The 12,340-nt window shown below is 68.7% G+C and carries 13 protein-coding genes; 3 read left to right on the top strand and 10 right to left on the bottom strand.

The window, feature by feature from the left end:
• Positions 1 to 64: 64 nt before the first annotated feature.
• Entirely contained in the window at positions 65 to 961 is an 897-nt protein-coding gene (locus LXB15_RS10380) for a DUF1194 domain-containing protein (protein ID WP_233952994.1), read from the top strand.
• Between the two features lie 27 nt (positions 962 to 988).
• On the opposite strand, the gene LXB15_RS10375 is transcribed toward LXB15_RS10380, so the two are convergent.
• The 9 genes from LXB15_RS10375 to LXB15_RS10335 form a co-directional block, all read right to left on the bottom strand.
• Positions 989 to 1,927 carry a GlxA family transcriptional regulator gene (locus LXB15_RS10375; protein WP_233953126.1) on the bottom strand — a complete coding sequence of 313 codons (939 nt, stop codon included), beginning with the start codon at positions 1,925 to 1,927 and terminating at the stop codon, positions 989 to 991.
• A gap of 225 nt (positions 1,928 to 2,152) precedes the next feature.
• Entirely contained in the window at positions 2,153 to 2,518 is a 366-nt protein-coding gene (locus tag LXB15_RS10370) for a DUF6481 family protein (protein WP_233952993.1), read from the bottom strand.
• A gap of 158 nt (positions 2,519 to 2,676) precedes the next feature.
• The gene (locus tag LXB15_RS10365; protein WP_233952992.1) at positions 2,677 to 4,758 is read right to left on the bottom strand and encodes an ASKHA domain-containing protein; all 2,082 of its coding nucleotides are present in this window, start codon (positions 4,756 to 4,758) and stop codon (positions 2,677 to 2,679) included.
• A 31-nt stretch (positions 4,759 to 4,789) separates the two neighbouring features.
• A complete protein-coding gene (locus LXB15_RS10360; protein ID WP_233952991.1) occupies positions 4,790 to 5,098 on the bottom strand; it encodes a hypothetical protein in 309 nt (102 codons plus the stop codon).
• 225 nt (positions 5,099 to 5,323) lie between these two features.
• Positions 5,324 to 6,268 carry a methyltetrahydrofolate cobalamin methyltransferase gene (locus LXB15_RS10355; protein WP_233952990.1) on the bottom strand — a complete coding sequence of 315 codons (945 nt, stop codon included), beginning with the start codon at positions 6,266 to 6,268 and terminating at the stop codon, positions 5,324 to 5,326.
• Between the two features lie 37 nt (positions 6,269 to 6,305).
• Positions 6,306 to 7,193, bottom strand: a complete 888-nt coding sequence (locus tag LXB15_RS10350) for a methylenetetrahydrofolate reductase (protein ID WP_233952989.1) — start codon at positions 7,191 to 7,193, stop codon at positions 6,306 to 6,308.
• Positions 7,190 to 7,489: a virulence factor gene (locus LXB15_RS10345; protein ID WP_233952988.1), complete on the bottom strand. Its 300-nt coding sequence runs from the start codon at positions 7,487 to 7,489 to the stop codon at positions 7,190 to 7,192. The genes LXB15_RS10350 and LXB15_RS10345 overlap by 4 nt, the downstream gene beginning before the upstream one ends.
• A 100-nt stretch (positions 7,490 to 7,589) precedes the next feature.
• On the bottom strand, positions 7,590 to 8,273 hold the full coding sequence (locus tag LXB15_RS10340; RefSeq protein WP_233952987.1) for an exopolysaccharide biosynthesis protein: 684 nt from the start codon (positions 8,271 to 8,273) through the stop codon (positions 7,590 to 7,592).
• Between the two features lie 317 nt (positions 8,274 to 8,590).
• Positions 8,591 to 9,217: a DUF1638 domain-containing protein gene (locus LXB15_RS10335; protein WP_233952986.1), complete on the bottom strand. Its 627-nt coding sequence runs from the start codon at positions 9,215 to 9,217 to the stop codon at positions 8,591 to 8,593.
• Positions 9,218 to 9,307: 90 nt separating this feature from the next.
• Here LXB15_RS10335 and LXB15_RS10330 point away from each other — a divergent pair, with 90 nt between their 5' ends.
• Entirely contained in the window at positions 9,308 to 9,454 is a 147-nt protein-coding gene (locus LXB15_RS10330; protein WP_233952985.1) for a hypothetical protein, read from the top strand.
• Positions 9,455 to 9,578: 124 nt separating this feature from the next.
• Here the strand turns inward: LXB15_RS10330 and LXB15_RS10325 are convergent, their stop codons facing one another.
• On the bottom strand, positions 9,579 to 10,268 hold the full coding sequence (locus tag LXB15_RS10325; RefSeq protein WP_233952984.1) for a B12-binding domain-containing protein: 690 nt from the start codon (positions 10,266 to 10,268) through the stop codon (positions 9,579 to 9,581).
• 291 nt (positions 10,269 to 10,559) lie between these two features.
• Between LXB15_RS10325 and LXB15_RS10320 the strand changes: the two genes are divergently transcribed.
• Complete coding sequence (locus LXB15_RS10320) at positions 10,560 to 12,143, top strand: trimethylamine methyltransferase family protein (RefSeq protein ID WP_370640202.1); 1,584 nt, start codon at positions 10,560 to 10,562, stop codon at positions 12,141 to 12,143.
• Positions 12,144 to 12,340: the final 197 nt, after the last annotated feature.

Here is a 12,340-nt window from a genome sequence, read left to right as displayed (position 1 = left end):
CCCCATCGGTTCAGTGACGGGTTTGTGAATTGCGCGGCTTGCGGTTCGGCGAGACCTTTTTGCAATGCGCCATGGGATCCGCAGTCTCGCAGCCCTGTCGATTGGCCTCGCCGCCGCCGTGACGATTGCGGCGTCCTCGCCTGCCGCCGCCCAGCAACGCGGTCTCGGCGACTTGGGCGCGACGCGCGCGCCGGCCGCCGAAAGCGGCACCAAGGTCGATGTCGAGCTGGTCCTGGCGGTCGACGTCTCCTGGTCGATGGATCGCGGCGAGCAGGAGATCCAGCGCGCCGGTTATGCAGCCGCCTTCCGCAGCGAGGACGTGCAGAAGGCGATCATGAACGGCCTCAACGGACGCGTTGCCGTCTCCTACATCGAATGGGCCGGCAGTTTCTCGCAGTCCGTGGTGGTGCCCTGGACGCTGATCGACTCGCGCGAATCGGCCGACGGCTTTGCCTACCGGCTGCAGACGGAGGAACCCGAGCGCGAGCGGCGCACCTCCGTCGCCGCGGCCATCGACTTCGCCGTCCCGATGTTCGACCGCAACGGCTTCGACGGCCTGCGGCGGGTGATCGACATCTCCGGCGACGGCCCGAACAACCAGGGAAGGCCGGTGACCGACGCCCGCGACCACGCGGTCGGGCGCGGCGTGACGATCAACGGCCTGCCGCTGATGACCTCCGGCAGCTATGCCTCATGGGGCTCGATCCCCGATCTCGACCTCTACTACGAAGCCTGCGTCATCGGCGGGCCGGGCGCCTTCATGATCCCGGTGAACGACTGGTCGCAGTTTCCGGAAGCGGTCCGCCGCAAGCTGGTGATGGAGCTCGCCGGCGACTGGGACGTCGAGGCCGAAGACGGGGCGCGGGTGATCCGGACGCAAAACGGCGAGGACGTCGACTGCCTGATCGGCGAGCGCATGTGGCAGGACCGCCAGCAGCGCTGGATGGACGGCTACCAGTAGCCGCGCCGTGAAGCCGGCGCCGCCGGACTAGGCCGGGGTTAGCGCCGCCCGGGCGGCACGCTCCTGCTGCGGCGATCGGTCGTAGAGCTCGCGGTAGCATTTGGAGAAATGCGAGGCCGAGACGAAGCCGCAGGCGACGGCGATCTCGACGATCGGCAATTGCGACTGCACCAGCAGATGGCGGGCCCGGTCGAGCCGGATCTCCAGGTAATAGCGCGCCGGCGAGCGCCCCATCTCCTTGTCGAACAGCCGTTCGACCTGCCGGCGCGAGAGCCCGACATGCCGGGCGATCTCCACCAGCGACAGCGGGTCGGAGAGATTGGCTTCCATGATCTCGATCACCCGCAGCACCTTGCCGTGCTGGATGCCGAGCCGTGCCCGGAGCGGCAGGCGCTGCCGGTCGTGGGCGCTGCGCACGCGGTCGGTGAGCGCCTGTTCGCAGACCCGGTTGACCACGTCGTCGCCGAGGTCGTGGCCGATCAGCGCCAGCATCATGTCGAGCGAGGCGGTGCCGCCGGCGCAGGTGTAGATGTTGTGGTCGATCTCGAAGAGGTCGGCATAGACGTCGGCGCGGGGGAAGGCTTCGGCGAAGCCCGGCAGGTTTTCCCAGTGGATGGCGCAGCGCCGGTCGGCGAGCAGCCCGGCCCGCGCGAGGATCCAGGCGGCCGTGCACAGGCCGCCCACGGAAACACCGCGCTGATGCGCTTCGCGAAGGTAGGAGAGGGTGCTGCGGTCGGCGAAGTCCTCGACCAGGATGCCGGAACAGGCGAACACCATCGACGGCCGGCGTTCGCCCGGCAGCGCCCGGCGTTCGTCCTCGACGGAGGCGGAGACTGCGACCTCGACGCCGTTCGAGGCCGGCACCGGCCGGCCGTCCGGGGAAGCCAGGCGCCAGCGGTAGATCTCGCGGCCGACGATGCGGTTGGCGATCCGCAAGGGCTCGATCGCCGTCGCGAAGGCGATCATCGAGAAGTTCGGCACCAGCAGGAAGACGATCGAGCGCTTCGGCGTTTCCTCACGCTCGACGGGTCGAGGCAGACGCTCCAACACCAGGGACCCGTTGGTCCTCACCATCGCCGTTTCCGCTCCGCATCCCGCTATGGCCGGGCACCGCCGGCCACCGGAAGGTGGCGGCAAAGCCTTCGTCGCGCAAGATGGCCGGCGCGAAATGCCGGGGGAGGGTGGCCGGGACTATTTCTTGCCCTGGCGGGCCTTGCGGCTGGCATATTTGGCGTCGCGCTCGGCCTTCCGGGCGGCCTCGTCGGAAACCATCTGGTCGATCAGGCGATTCTGGTCGGCCTTCTTGGCTTCTTCCTCGGCCTGGCGAGCGGCCTCGCGCTCGACCTCGCGGGCCTCTTCCTCGCGCTGCTTCTGCTCGTCTTCCGCACGCTTCTGCGCCTGGCGCTCCTCGCGCGCGGCGACGACGGCGGCGCGCTCCTCGCGGGCCTTCTCGGCCTGCGGGCTGTTGAGACGCGCCTTGGCCTTCTCAAGGAGTGCCTGCTTGGCCTCGTTGGCGGTCTTGCGGCGGTCGGCGAAATCGCTGTCGATCGGCTTCATCGGTCCTCATGGGTGGCGACGGCGGCGCAGCAATGGCGCTGGCTCGGCTCGTTATTCGCCTTCTGTCAAGCGGGATGGGTTTCGATAAGCCTGTTTGCGCCAAGACGCAACGGTCGGGTGCCGCGATCGCGGGCCCGGCCGCGGCAAATTCCGCCGGCTCAGGCCGTCCGGCCGGCCCGCCCGCCGCGCCGGCCCCGCTCCGGCGTGCCGGACGCCGACATCCCCTGGCCCGGCAGCGGCATGCCGGCCGCGTCGCGGTTCGGCAGCGCCTGCACGCGGGCCAGCGACGGAAACGCGTCGTGCTTGTTGGGAAACGCCATGGCCGCGACGAAATGCTCCTGGAATGCGGGTTCCAGCGCCGTCTCGATCTTCTCGATGCCGCTGACCCTCGCCTCGATCTCGCGGCGATAGGCGCGGTTGAGCAGCGCCATGCGGGCGCCGGCGCCGGCGGCATTGCCGACCGCCTTGCACCGCTCGAGGTCGCAGTCCGGCACCAGCCCCAGCACCATGGCGTAGCGCGGCTCGATGAACGACCCGAAGGCGCCGGCCAGCGCGATCCGGTCGATCCGCACCGTGCGGCCCGGACCGGTTAGCTTGTCGATCAGGAGCTTGATTCCGGCGTAGAGGGCTGCCTTGGCCAGCTGGATGGCGCGGATGTCGGTCTGCAGGATGGTCAGCGTCCGCTGCGCCGTCTCGTGCAGGACGTAGGCGAAGGTCCGCCCGCTCTGCACGATGCGGGGCGAGCGAGCCGCAAGGCCGCCGTCGATGACGCCATCCTCGGTGACGATGCCGGCGAGGAACATCTCGGCGACCACCTCGACGATGCCGGAGCCGCAGATGCCGGTCACGCCGAGCGCGGCGGCGGCCTCGGGAAATCCCGGATCGTCCGACCAGATGTCGATGCCGATCACCTTGAAGCGCGGCTCCAGCGTGACCGGGTCGATGCGCACGCGCTCGATCGCGCCCGGGGCGGCGCGCTGGCCGCAGGAGATCTCGGCGCCTTCGAAGGCCGGGCCGGTGGGCGAGGAGGCAGCGAGAAGCCGCTCGCGATTGCCCAGCACGATCTCGGCATTGGTGCCGACATCGACCAGCAGCATCGTCTCGTCCTGGCGGTGCGGGCCCTCCGACAGCGTTGCCGCGGCGGCGTCGGCCCCGACATGGCCGGCGATGCAGGGCAGCATGTAGGCCCTCGCCGCCGGATGCAGCGTCAGGTCGAGGCTGGCCGCCGGCAGCGCCAGGGCTCCCGACAGGGCCAGCGCGAAGGGCGCCTGGCCGAGCTCGGTCGGGTCGATGCCGAGAAACAGGTGATGCATCACGGGATTGCCGACGAAGACGCAGTCCATGATGTCGCCGGTGGAGACATTAGCCTCGGCGGCGACGGTGTCGATCATCGCCTGCACCGCCTCGCGGACGGCCCGCGTCATCTCGCCCCGGCCGCCGGGGTTCATCATGACGTAGGACACCCGGCTCATCAGGTCCTCGCCGAAGCGGATCTGCGGATTGGGCGCGCCGGTCGCCGCGATGGTCGCGCCCGAGAGCAGCGAGGAGAGCGAAAGCGCGATGGTGGTCGAGCCGATGTCGACGGCGATGCCGTACGCCTCGTTCTTGAGGCCCGGGTAGACTGCCATCAGATGCGGGCGATCTTCCTCCCGGTCGTGCGCGACGGCGCAGGTCACCTGCCAGGAGCCGTCGCGCAGCGTCTTCTGCAGCAGCGGCAGCACGGATGGCTCGACCGTCGGGCGGGCAAGGCCCCAGTCGGCTTCCAGCGCCGCGAACACACGGTCGAGATCGCCCAGCGGGGCATGCATGTCGGGCTCCGGCACCTCGACGAAGAGCAGGCGGATCGCCGGGTCGCGCGGGAAGACCCGCGTATCGACCGCCTTGCGCACCACCGCCGTGTTGACCGCCATGTCGGAAGGCAGGTCGACGACGAGGTCGCCCTCGATCGTGGCGGAGCAGGACAGACGCCGCCCGGGCTTCAGGATGCGCTTTTCCGCGTAGCGGATTTCCGTCGCCGCGACCGGCGACAGATGGTCGGCGGCCGAGACGATCTTGTGCTTGGCGAAGGCGCCCTCGACGACCTCCACCTGGCAGCGGCCGCAAATGCCGCGTCCGCCGCAGACGCTCTCGACATGCACGCCCAGCGAGCGGGCGGCGGCGATCAGCAGGGTGCCGCGGGCAAAATGTCCGCGCCGCCCCGAGGGCATGAACAGGACGAGCGGATCTGCCGCGTCGCTCATCGGCGTTCCGCAAACAATGGGGCAGGCGGTGTCAGCGGGACAGGCGCTTGCGATTGGCGCGGACGCGCTGCGAATAGGGCTTGAGGCCGGCCGAGAAGATGGCGTCGCCGTGATTGGTGTCGAGATACGCGCCAGTCGCGGCAGCCAGCGTCGCCTTGGTCATCGCTTCGACCGCCGCCAGGTTCATCGCGACGACCGATTCGCCGACGGCCTGCATCTTCTCGCTCACCATCTGCGCGACCTCGGCGCGGTCCTTGGCTTGCGGCGAAGCAGCCGATGCCCAGAACTGCGTCAGTCGGGTGCTGATCACGAAGGGCGACATGACCATCAGCGTGGTCATTTCCGCAGCCGTTTTGGGCGCATGGGCGAATACCGCGGAAAATGGGTGGCGGCGAGTCATCGAGAGCATTCCTTGTGGACCTGTCTCGCATAAACGCTAAGGCCGCCGAAATAGTCGATGGCGTCGACGGATTATTTCGCAGTTGCGAAGGGGCAGGTCGTCGCACGGCCCGGCCCAGCGACGGCCGCCGCGCGGAGCTACATGCCAGATCCCTCCCGTCTATCCTCACGTCGTTGGCCGGCGGGCTTCGCGGCCGCCGCGGCGGCGCCCGGTGGCCATCGCGGGGGCGGCGGCGACGGCCACCGCCGACGGAACGGCGTCGCGATAGCTGCGGATCCAGTTCATGCAGGACGGGTCGTTGCCCATCAGCACGTTGGCGGCGCGCACCGCTTCCATCTCCTGCGGCCGGCAAGGGTTCATGATCGCCGAAGTCATCCCGGCTGCGATCGCCATCGGCAGGAAGGCGGCGTTGATGCCGTGGCGATGCGGCAGGCCGAAGGAGATGTTCGAGGCGCCGCAGATCGTGTTGACGCCGAGTTCCTCGCGCAGCCGTCGGACGAGCGCGAAGACCTGGCGCCCCGCCGTGCCCATCGCGCCGATCGGCATCACCAGCGGGTCGACGACGATGTCGCAGGGCCTGATGCCGTAATCGGCCGCATGGCGGACGATCCGCTGGGCCACCGCGAAGCGCACGTCCGGATCTTCCGAGATGCCGTTCTCGTCGTTGGAGATCGCCACCACCGGCACGTCGTACTTCTTGATCAGCGGCAGGATGGCTTCCAACTTCTCCATCTCGCCGGTCACCGAGTTGACCAGCGGGCGGCCCTCGGCCACCTCGAGCGCCGCCCGGATCGCCGGCGAGACCGAGGAATCGATCGAGATCGGCAGATCGGTGAGGCTCTGCACCAGCCTGATCGTCTCGACCAGCAGTGGCGGCTCCGAGACGTTCGGATCGACGGCCGTCACGCCGGCATTGACGTCGAGCATGGTGGCGCCCGCCGCGACCTGCGCGAGGACGTCGCTGGTCACCGTCTCGAAATTGCCGGCGACCATTTCCGCCGCCAGCTTCTTGCGGCCGGTCGGATTGATCCGTTCGCCGATGACGCAGAACGGCTCGTCGAAGCCGATGACGATCTCGCGGCGGGCGGAAGCGACGATGGTGCGGGTCATGGGCGCTCCGGATGATTGGCAGGCCAGGTGATCGTTTTCAGCCCAGCGCCTGGTCGCGGACGCCGCCCGCGGCCGGCCACGAGCCGCGCTCGCGCAGCCACGCCGCCGACTGCGTCAGGCCGCCGAAGGGGAAGACGTGAATCTGCCGGATCGGCGATTCCGGTGTCTGCCGCCAGTGCCGTTCGATCGGGCCGACGACGGATTCAGGCGAATGCTGCGCCGCCAGCGCCGTCAGGGCGCCGCCGCGCTTCTTCAGGAACGTGACGGAACTGCCGACCCCGCATAGCGCGGCATAGCGGATCAGCGTGGTGATCGAGGCCGGGCCGGCGACACCGATATGGATCGGCAGTCCGATGCCGCTTTCCCGCACCGCCATCGCCCAGGCCACGTAGACGTCGGGGTCGAAGCCGAACTGGGTGACGATCCGCATGCGGGCGCCGGTACGCTCGCGGAAGTCCTGCTTCAGCCGCAGCGCGGCTTCCGCGGTGGCGAGCGAGAATTCGGGCGAGCCCTCCGGATGGCCGGCGACGCCGACCTCGCCGATGCCGTGACGGTCGAGCAGGCCGCTCTCCAGGACCTCCATCGTCGACGTGTAGGGGCCGGCCGGACGGTCGAGGCCGCCACCGATCACCAGCACGTCGGTGACGCCGGCTTCCTCGGCATAGGCCCGGATCCGCGTCTCGAGTTCGGCGCGCGACCGGATCCGGCGGGCCGGAATGTGCGGAACCGGTATGTAGCCGAGGTCGGCGAGACGGCACGTGGCGGCGACGAAATCCCTGAGGCTGTCGACGCCGACATCGGTCAGGTAGGTGCGCGTGCCAGGCGGAAAGAGGCCGGGCAGGTCGCTCGATCGCATCGCCTGCCGAGGGGCCACCTCGACCGATGCGGGGATGACGTCTCGTGTCGCCGGAAGGGACAGGCTCATGTCTCGCGCCCCGCATTGTCGATGAGTGAACGTAGTCGCTGCATGTCGTAGGCGGAGTCGATCTCGGCGGCGGCGCGGTCCGCCTCGCCCTCGAGATCCTCGGCTTCCCGCTCGGCGCTCGCCCGGCGCCATTCCGCCAGATAGGCGTCGGAATCCTTGGCGCCGACCCGCATCGCGCACATGTCGACCGCCTCGATGAAGCGTTTCGGCAGTTCGCGGCGCGCCGTCCTGCGGCCCTGTCTCACGATCACCTGGGCCGGGATGTCACGCCAGTAGACGATCTGCAGTTCTGCCATCGGGATCCTCCGTGGCGAACACTCTGGACGCGCGCTGCGTCGCGCGTTGTGCCGGACGCGACGGGCGGCGATGCCTTTGCGACATGCCGCGGCAGCGGTCCTACAGGAGCTGCAGGAAAGCGAAGAGGGCGGCGCCGTAGATGCCGGCGAGGAAGAGCGCTGAGGCGACGCCGACGACGATCGAGGCGATCAGCCAGAGCCCGTCGCGAGCCGTGATGGCCACGCCTGCCAGCGCGATGGAGACGCCGGGGAACATGTTGGTGAGCGGGAAGGGGATCGCCACCAGCAGGGCCATAACGAAGGCGAACCAGCCGATCGCCGACAGCACGACCCATTCGGGTTCCGGCCAATAGCGATGGCGCGCCAGCCGTTCCACCTTGCGGAGGTACGGGCCGAGCCGCACCATCAGCATGCTCAGCGTCTCGGGCTTCAGCCGGATGTTGCGCACCCGCTGGGGCAGCCACAGCCGGTGCCGGCCGATCGCCAGCTGGATCGTGAAGAGCAGCAGCGGCACGCCGAACACCAGCGAGGTGCCGGGCGGCAGCGGAATCAGGTTGACGCCCCCGAAGACGATGAAGAAGGCGCCGAAGGAGCGGGCGTCGAAGGCTTCCGACAGGTCCCCGATCGTCGGCACTTCGCGGTCGCGGTGGCTGTAGGAGCGCAGGATCGCCGAGATGCGGCGCTGGCGCTTGCCCCTGCGGCGCCGGAGCGATTCCCGAAGGCGCGCGAAAGCGGCGGTGGGGGCGCGCGCGGATGGGGGAGCGGATGCTTCGGGTGAGGACATGGCTGACGAATTCAAGGTCCCGTACCGGAAGCCGGACCCTTGCCCGCTGCTCCGTCTGTTACTGACATGGAGACGACAATGCCCGATCGCAGTTAAGTCAGCGTTGCCGTCGTATATATCAAGGCGTGACTTCCGAGATGGCTCGAGACGCCGCGCCGTCCTGCCGGTCGCCCGGAAAGCGGTTCTGATCTAAGCCAACGGCAATGCAGCCGCAATGTGACTTCGGTCACACTCGTCCGGCTCTTTCGCATGGCCGGGCCGAGGCGCGGTTGCCAGCTGGCCCGCGATGGCGGAGCAGATCGTCCGGCGGCTTGCTTCTATGCTCCGGCGGCCTCGAGCAAAGACGGGGTGAGGTCGCCGTAGCCGACCAGCCGCCGCTCGTAGGTGAGGCCGAGGCGGGCGGCGATGGCCTGGCCCTTGCGGTCGAGCGCCGGGTCGTCGGTCTGGGCCAGATAGACGATGCGCTCGTAGTTGCCGAACAGCATGCCGACCATTTCCGGATGGCGATCGAGCTTGAACGGCCGCGTCACGAAGGCGTCGAACTGCCGGGCCAGGAAATCGGTCAGCCAGAAGGTGGTCAGATGCGCCTCTGCCTCCTCGGCGAACCGCTCGTTGCCGCGGAAGAAGGCGTAGCAATGCGGCCCGGGGATTCGCGCCACCGCCTCGCGCCGGCAGAGCGCGTCGAGACCCCCGCCCGTGCCGCAATCGGCATAGGCGATGAAGATCTGCTGGCAGCCGCGGGCCCGGGCGGCCGCGATGGCCGCCTCCACCGCCGGGACGATCTTCTGCGGGGCGTTGTGCAGCATCGCCGGCAGACAGACGAGATTGACATGGGCAAGCCGATTGGCCGCCAGCACGGCACCGATCTCGCGGGCGATCGCGCCGCAGGCGATGACGGTGACCGCGCGTTCGGAACTGGTTGCATCCGTCAACGAAACGGTCATAAGCACCTCGAACGAAAAACCCCGCTGGCGGGGGAACCTGTCCGCAGGCAGAACGTTTTTTCGTCACATTGTTCCAACGGAGAGTTGATCATGACCAACCGCCTCGCAGTACTGTCCACGATCCTGGCAGGAGCCCTGGTGCTCTCCGCTTGTGCCAACACCGTCCGCGGCGTCGGCCGCGATGTCGGCAACACCGTCGATGCGACGGGCGCGGCGGTCAACGACGTAGCGCAGTAAGCCTGCAACTCCAGAACCTCCAAAGGGCGCGGGGCCGCAAGGCCGCCGCGCCTTTTCTTTACCCGTATGCTGCCTCGGGCAGACCCGGGACGGGCACCCGCCCGATGCCGCGGGGCAGGACGCCTTACAGCTGGTTGTGCCGTCGTTCGATCAGGCTCCGGGCGGTCTCCACCGTCACGGCCGCGTCGCGGCAATAGGCGTCGGCGCCCACCTGGTTGGCGAAATCCTCGTTGAGCGGCGCGCCGCCCACCAGCACGATCACCTTGTCCCGCATGCCCTTCTGGACGAGCGTGTCGATGACCACCTTCATGTAGGGCATGGTCGTCGTCAGCAGCGCCGACATGCCGAGCAGTTCCGGCTCGTGCTCCTCGATCGCCGCCAGATACTTGTCGACGTCGATATTGATGCCGAGGTCGACGATCTCGAACCCGGCGCCTTCCATCATCATGCCCACGAGGTTCTTGCCGATGTCGTGGATGTCGCCCTTGACCGTGCCGATCACCATCTTGCCCTGCTTGGGCGCGCCGGTCTCCACCAGCAGCGGCCGCAGGATCGCCATGCCCGCCTTCATGGCGTTGGCCGACAGCAGCACTTCCGGCACGAACAGAATGCCGTCACGGAAATCCTCGCCGACGATCTGCATGCCGGCGACCAGCGACCGCGTCAGGACATCGTAGGGCGTCCAGCCGCGCTCCAGGAGGATCCGCGTGCCTTCCTCGATCTCCTCCTTCATCCCGTCGTAGAGGTCGTCCTTCATCTGCGCGACGAGGTCCTCGTCGGAGAGTTCGGCCAGGATGATGTCGTCGTCCGCCATGACGGCTGTTCCTCGAATGGGCCGGCTGCACGACGCATCGCCCCGGACTGTCTCGCCGGAGCTTAGGGCAAGGCACCGGCATCCCATACCGTCCGAGCGACATCGACGGTGCCGAAAGCGACGCGGGCAGGGTGGTTCGGCGACGCTCCGGAGACGCATTGTTCTCGGCGCGTCACCCGCCTTCGCAACCGGGACGGCGGGAGCCGGCCGGCGATCTAGTATCCTTCGCGACGAGGCGTGCGGAATCTGGCGCCGGGCGGCATGGCGCGTCGACGCGCCGGGAGCGAGATGATGGAAAACGACACCGTGGAAGCTGCCGAGGTCCCCGCAGGCGACGGCGGACGACGCAGCCGGGGCGCCGGCGGCGGGGCCTCGGCCCGGCGGGCGGCGCGGGTCCAGACCGGGTCGGGGCCGAAGCTCGCCTATATCCGCCGGGCGCTTCCGGTCTACGAGGTGCTGGACGAAGCCGGCGCCGCGCTGATCGAGGCCAACGCCGACATCGTGCTCGAGGAGATCGGCATCGAGTTCCGCGACGATCCCGAGGCGCTGGCCATGTGGCGCGCGGCCGGCGCCAATGTCAGCGGCGAGCGGGTGCGGTTTCCGAAGGGGCTCTGCCGCGAGATCCTCAAGACGGCGCCGAGGAGCTTCGTCCAGCACGCCCGCAACCCGGAGAATTCCGTCGAGATCGGCGGCAACGCCACGGTGTTCGCCCCGGTCTACGGGCCGCCCTTCGTGCGCGACCTCGAGGGCGTGCGCCGCTACGCGACGATCGAGGATTTCCGCAACTTCGTGAAGCTCGCCTACATGGCGCCGGCGATCCATCATTCCGGCGGCACTGTCTGCGAGCCTGTCGACGTCGCCGTGAACAAACGGCATCTCGACATGGTGCACGCCCACATGACGCTGTCGGACAAGCCGTTCATGGGCTCGGTGACGGCGCCGGAACGGGCCGAGGACACGGTCGCGATGTGCCGGATCCTTTTCGGCGAGCAGTTCGTCGACGAGAACTGCGTCGTCATCAACCTGATCAACGCCAACTCGCCGATGACCTTCGACGGCACCATGCTCGGCGCGCTGAAGGTCTATGCGCGCGCCAACCAGGCCTGCATAGTCACGCCCTTCATCCTCGCCGGCGCGATGAGCCCGGTGACCGTCGCCGGGACGCTGACGCAGGTTCTGGCCGAGGTGCTCGCGGGCGCTGCCTTCACCCAGCTCTGCCGGCCAGGCGCGCCTGTGGTCTTCGGCACCTTCGCCTCGTCGATCTCCATGCAGTCCGGCGCGCCCACCTTCGGCACGCCGGAGCCGTCGCTGGTCTCCTATGGCGCGGCGCAGCTGGCGCGGCGCCTTGGCCTGCCGTTCCGGACCGGCGGCTCGCTCTGCGCCTCTAAGGTGCCGGACGCGCAGGCGGCCTACGAGAGCGCCAACACGCTGAACTCGACGCTGATGGCGGGCACCAATTTCGTGCTTCACGCCGCCGGCTGGCTCGAGGGAGGCCTTGCCGCCTGCTACGAGAAATTCGTCATGGACTGCGACCAGCTGGGCGCGATGCAGGCGCTGATGCGCGGCGTCGACCTCAGCGAGAACGGCCAGGCGATGTCGGCGATCTGCGAGGTCGGTCCGGGCAGCCACTATCTGGGCTGTCAGCACACCCAGGACAATTTCCAGACGGCGTTCTACCGGTCGGCGATCGCCGACAACAACTCGTTCGAGCAGTGGAGCGCCGAAGGTGCGCAGCGGGCCGAGACCCGCGCCAACACGATCTGCCGGCGCTGGCTCGAGGCCTACACGCCGCCGCCGCTCGACCCCGCCATCGCCGAGGCGCTCGCCGCCTTCGTCGCCAGGCGCAAGGCGTCCGAGCCGGACGCCTTTGCCTGAAAGGGCGAGGCGGATCCGGCCGCCCGAGGGGAAGCATCGTCCGCCGGCCGTGTCGCCGACACGATCCACCGTGCCGTATGGCGCAGCGAGCAGGACCAATAGTTGCTGCCCAAGATCGAAGACAGACGTTGTTTGTCGTGAACTTGTCCCGACGGCGGTTGCTCGGCAACTGACACCGGCCCCGACTCGCGCTTAAT

Origin of the sequence: Aurantimonas sp. HBX-1 (assembly GCF_021391535.1) — a bacterium.
Taxonomy (GTDB): domain Bacteria; phylum Pseudomonadota; class Alphaproteobacteria; order Rhizobiales; family Rhizobiaceae; genus Aurantimonas.
The sequence above is the reverse complement of the archived record's forward strand: the minus strand, read 5'-3'. Positions and strand labels throughout refer to the sequence as shown.

Excerpts from the sequence above, each read along its gene's own strand:
- LXB15_RS10380 (WP_233952994.1), top strand. The coding sequence starts at position 65 with ATGCGCCATGGGATCCGCAGTCTCGCAGCCCTGTCGATTGGCCTCGCC.
- LXB15_RS10375 (WP_233953126.1), bottom strand. The coding sequence starts at position 1,927 with ATGATCGCCTTCGCGACGGCGATCGAGCCCTTGCGGATCGCCAACCGC.
- LXB15_RS10370 (WP_233952993.1), bottom strand. The coding sequence starts at position 2,518 with ATGAAGCCGATCGACAGCGATTTCGCCGACCGCCGCAAGACCGCCAAC.
- LXB15_RS10365 (WP_233952992.1), bottom strand. The coding sequence starts at position 4,758 with ATGAGCGACGCGGCAGATCCGCTCGTCCTGTTCATGCCCTCGGGGCGG.
- LXB15_RS10360 (WP_233952991.1), bottom strand. The coding sequence starts at position 5,098 with ATGACCACGCTGATGGTCATGTCGCCCTTCGTGATCAGCACCCGACTG.
- LXB15_RS10355 (WP_233952990.1), bottom strand. The coding sequence starts at position 6,268 with ATGACCCGCACCATCGTCGCTTCCGCCCGCCGCGAGATCGTCATCGGC.
- LXB15_RS10350 (WP_233952989.1), bottom strand. The coding sequence starts at position 7,193 with ATGAGCCTGTCCCTTCCGGCGACACGAGACGTCATCCCCGCATCGGTC.
- LXB15_RS10345 (WP_233952988.1), bottom strand. The coding sequence starts at position 7,489 with ATGGCAGAACTGCAGATCGTCTACTGGCGTGACATCCCGGCCCAGGTG.
- LXB15_RS10340 (WP_233952987.1), bottom strand. The coding sequence starts at position 8,273 with ATGTCCTCACCCGAAGCATCCGCTCCCCCATCCGCGCGCGCCCCCACC.
- LXB15_RS10335 (WP_233952986.1), bottom strand. The coding sequence starts at position 9,217 with ATGACCGTTTCGTTGACGGATGCAACCAGTTCCGAACGCGCGGTCACC.
- LXB15_RS10330 (WP_233952985.1), top strand. The coding sequence starts at position 9,308 with ATGACCAACCGCCTCGCAGTACTGTCCACGATCCTGGCAGGAGCCCTG.
- LXB15_RS10325 (WP_233952984.1), bottom strand. The coding sequence starts at position 10,268 with ATGGCGGACGACGACATCATCCTGGCCGAACTCTCCGACGAGGACCTC.
- LXB15_RS10320 (WP_370640202.1), top strand. The coding sequence starts at position 10,560 with ATGGAAAACGACACCGTGGAAGCTGCCGAGGTCCCCGCAGGCGACGGC.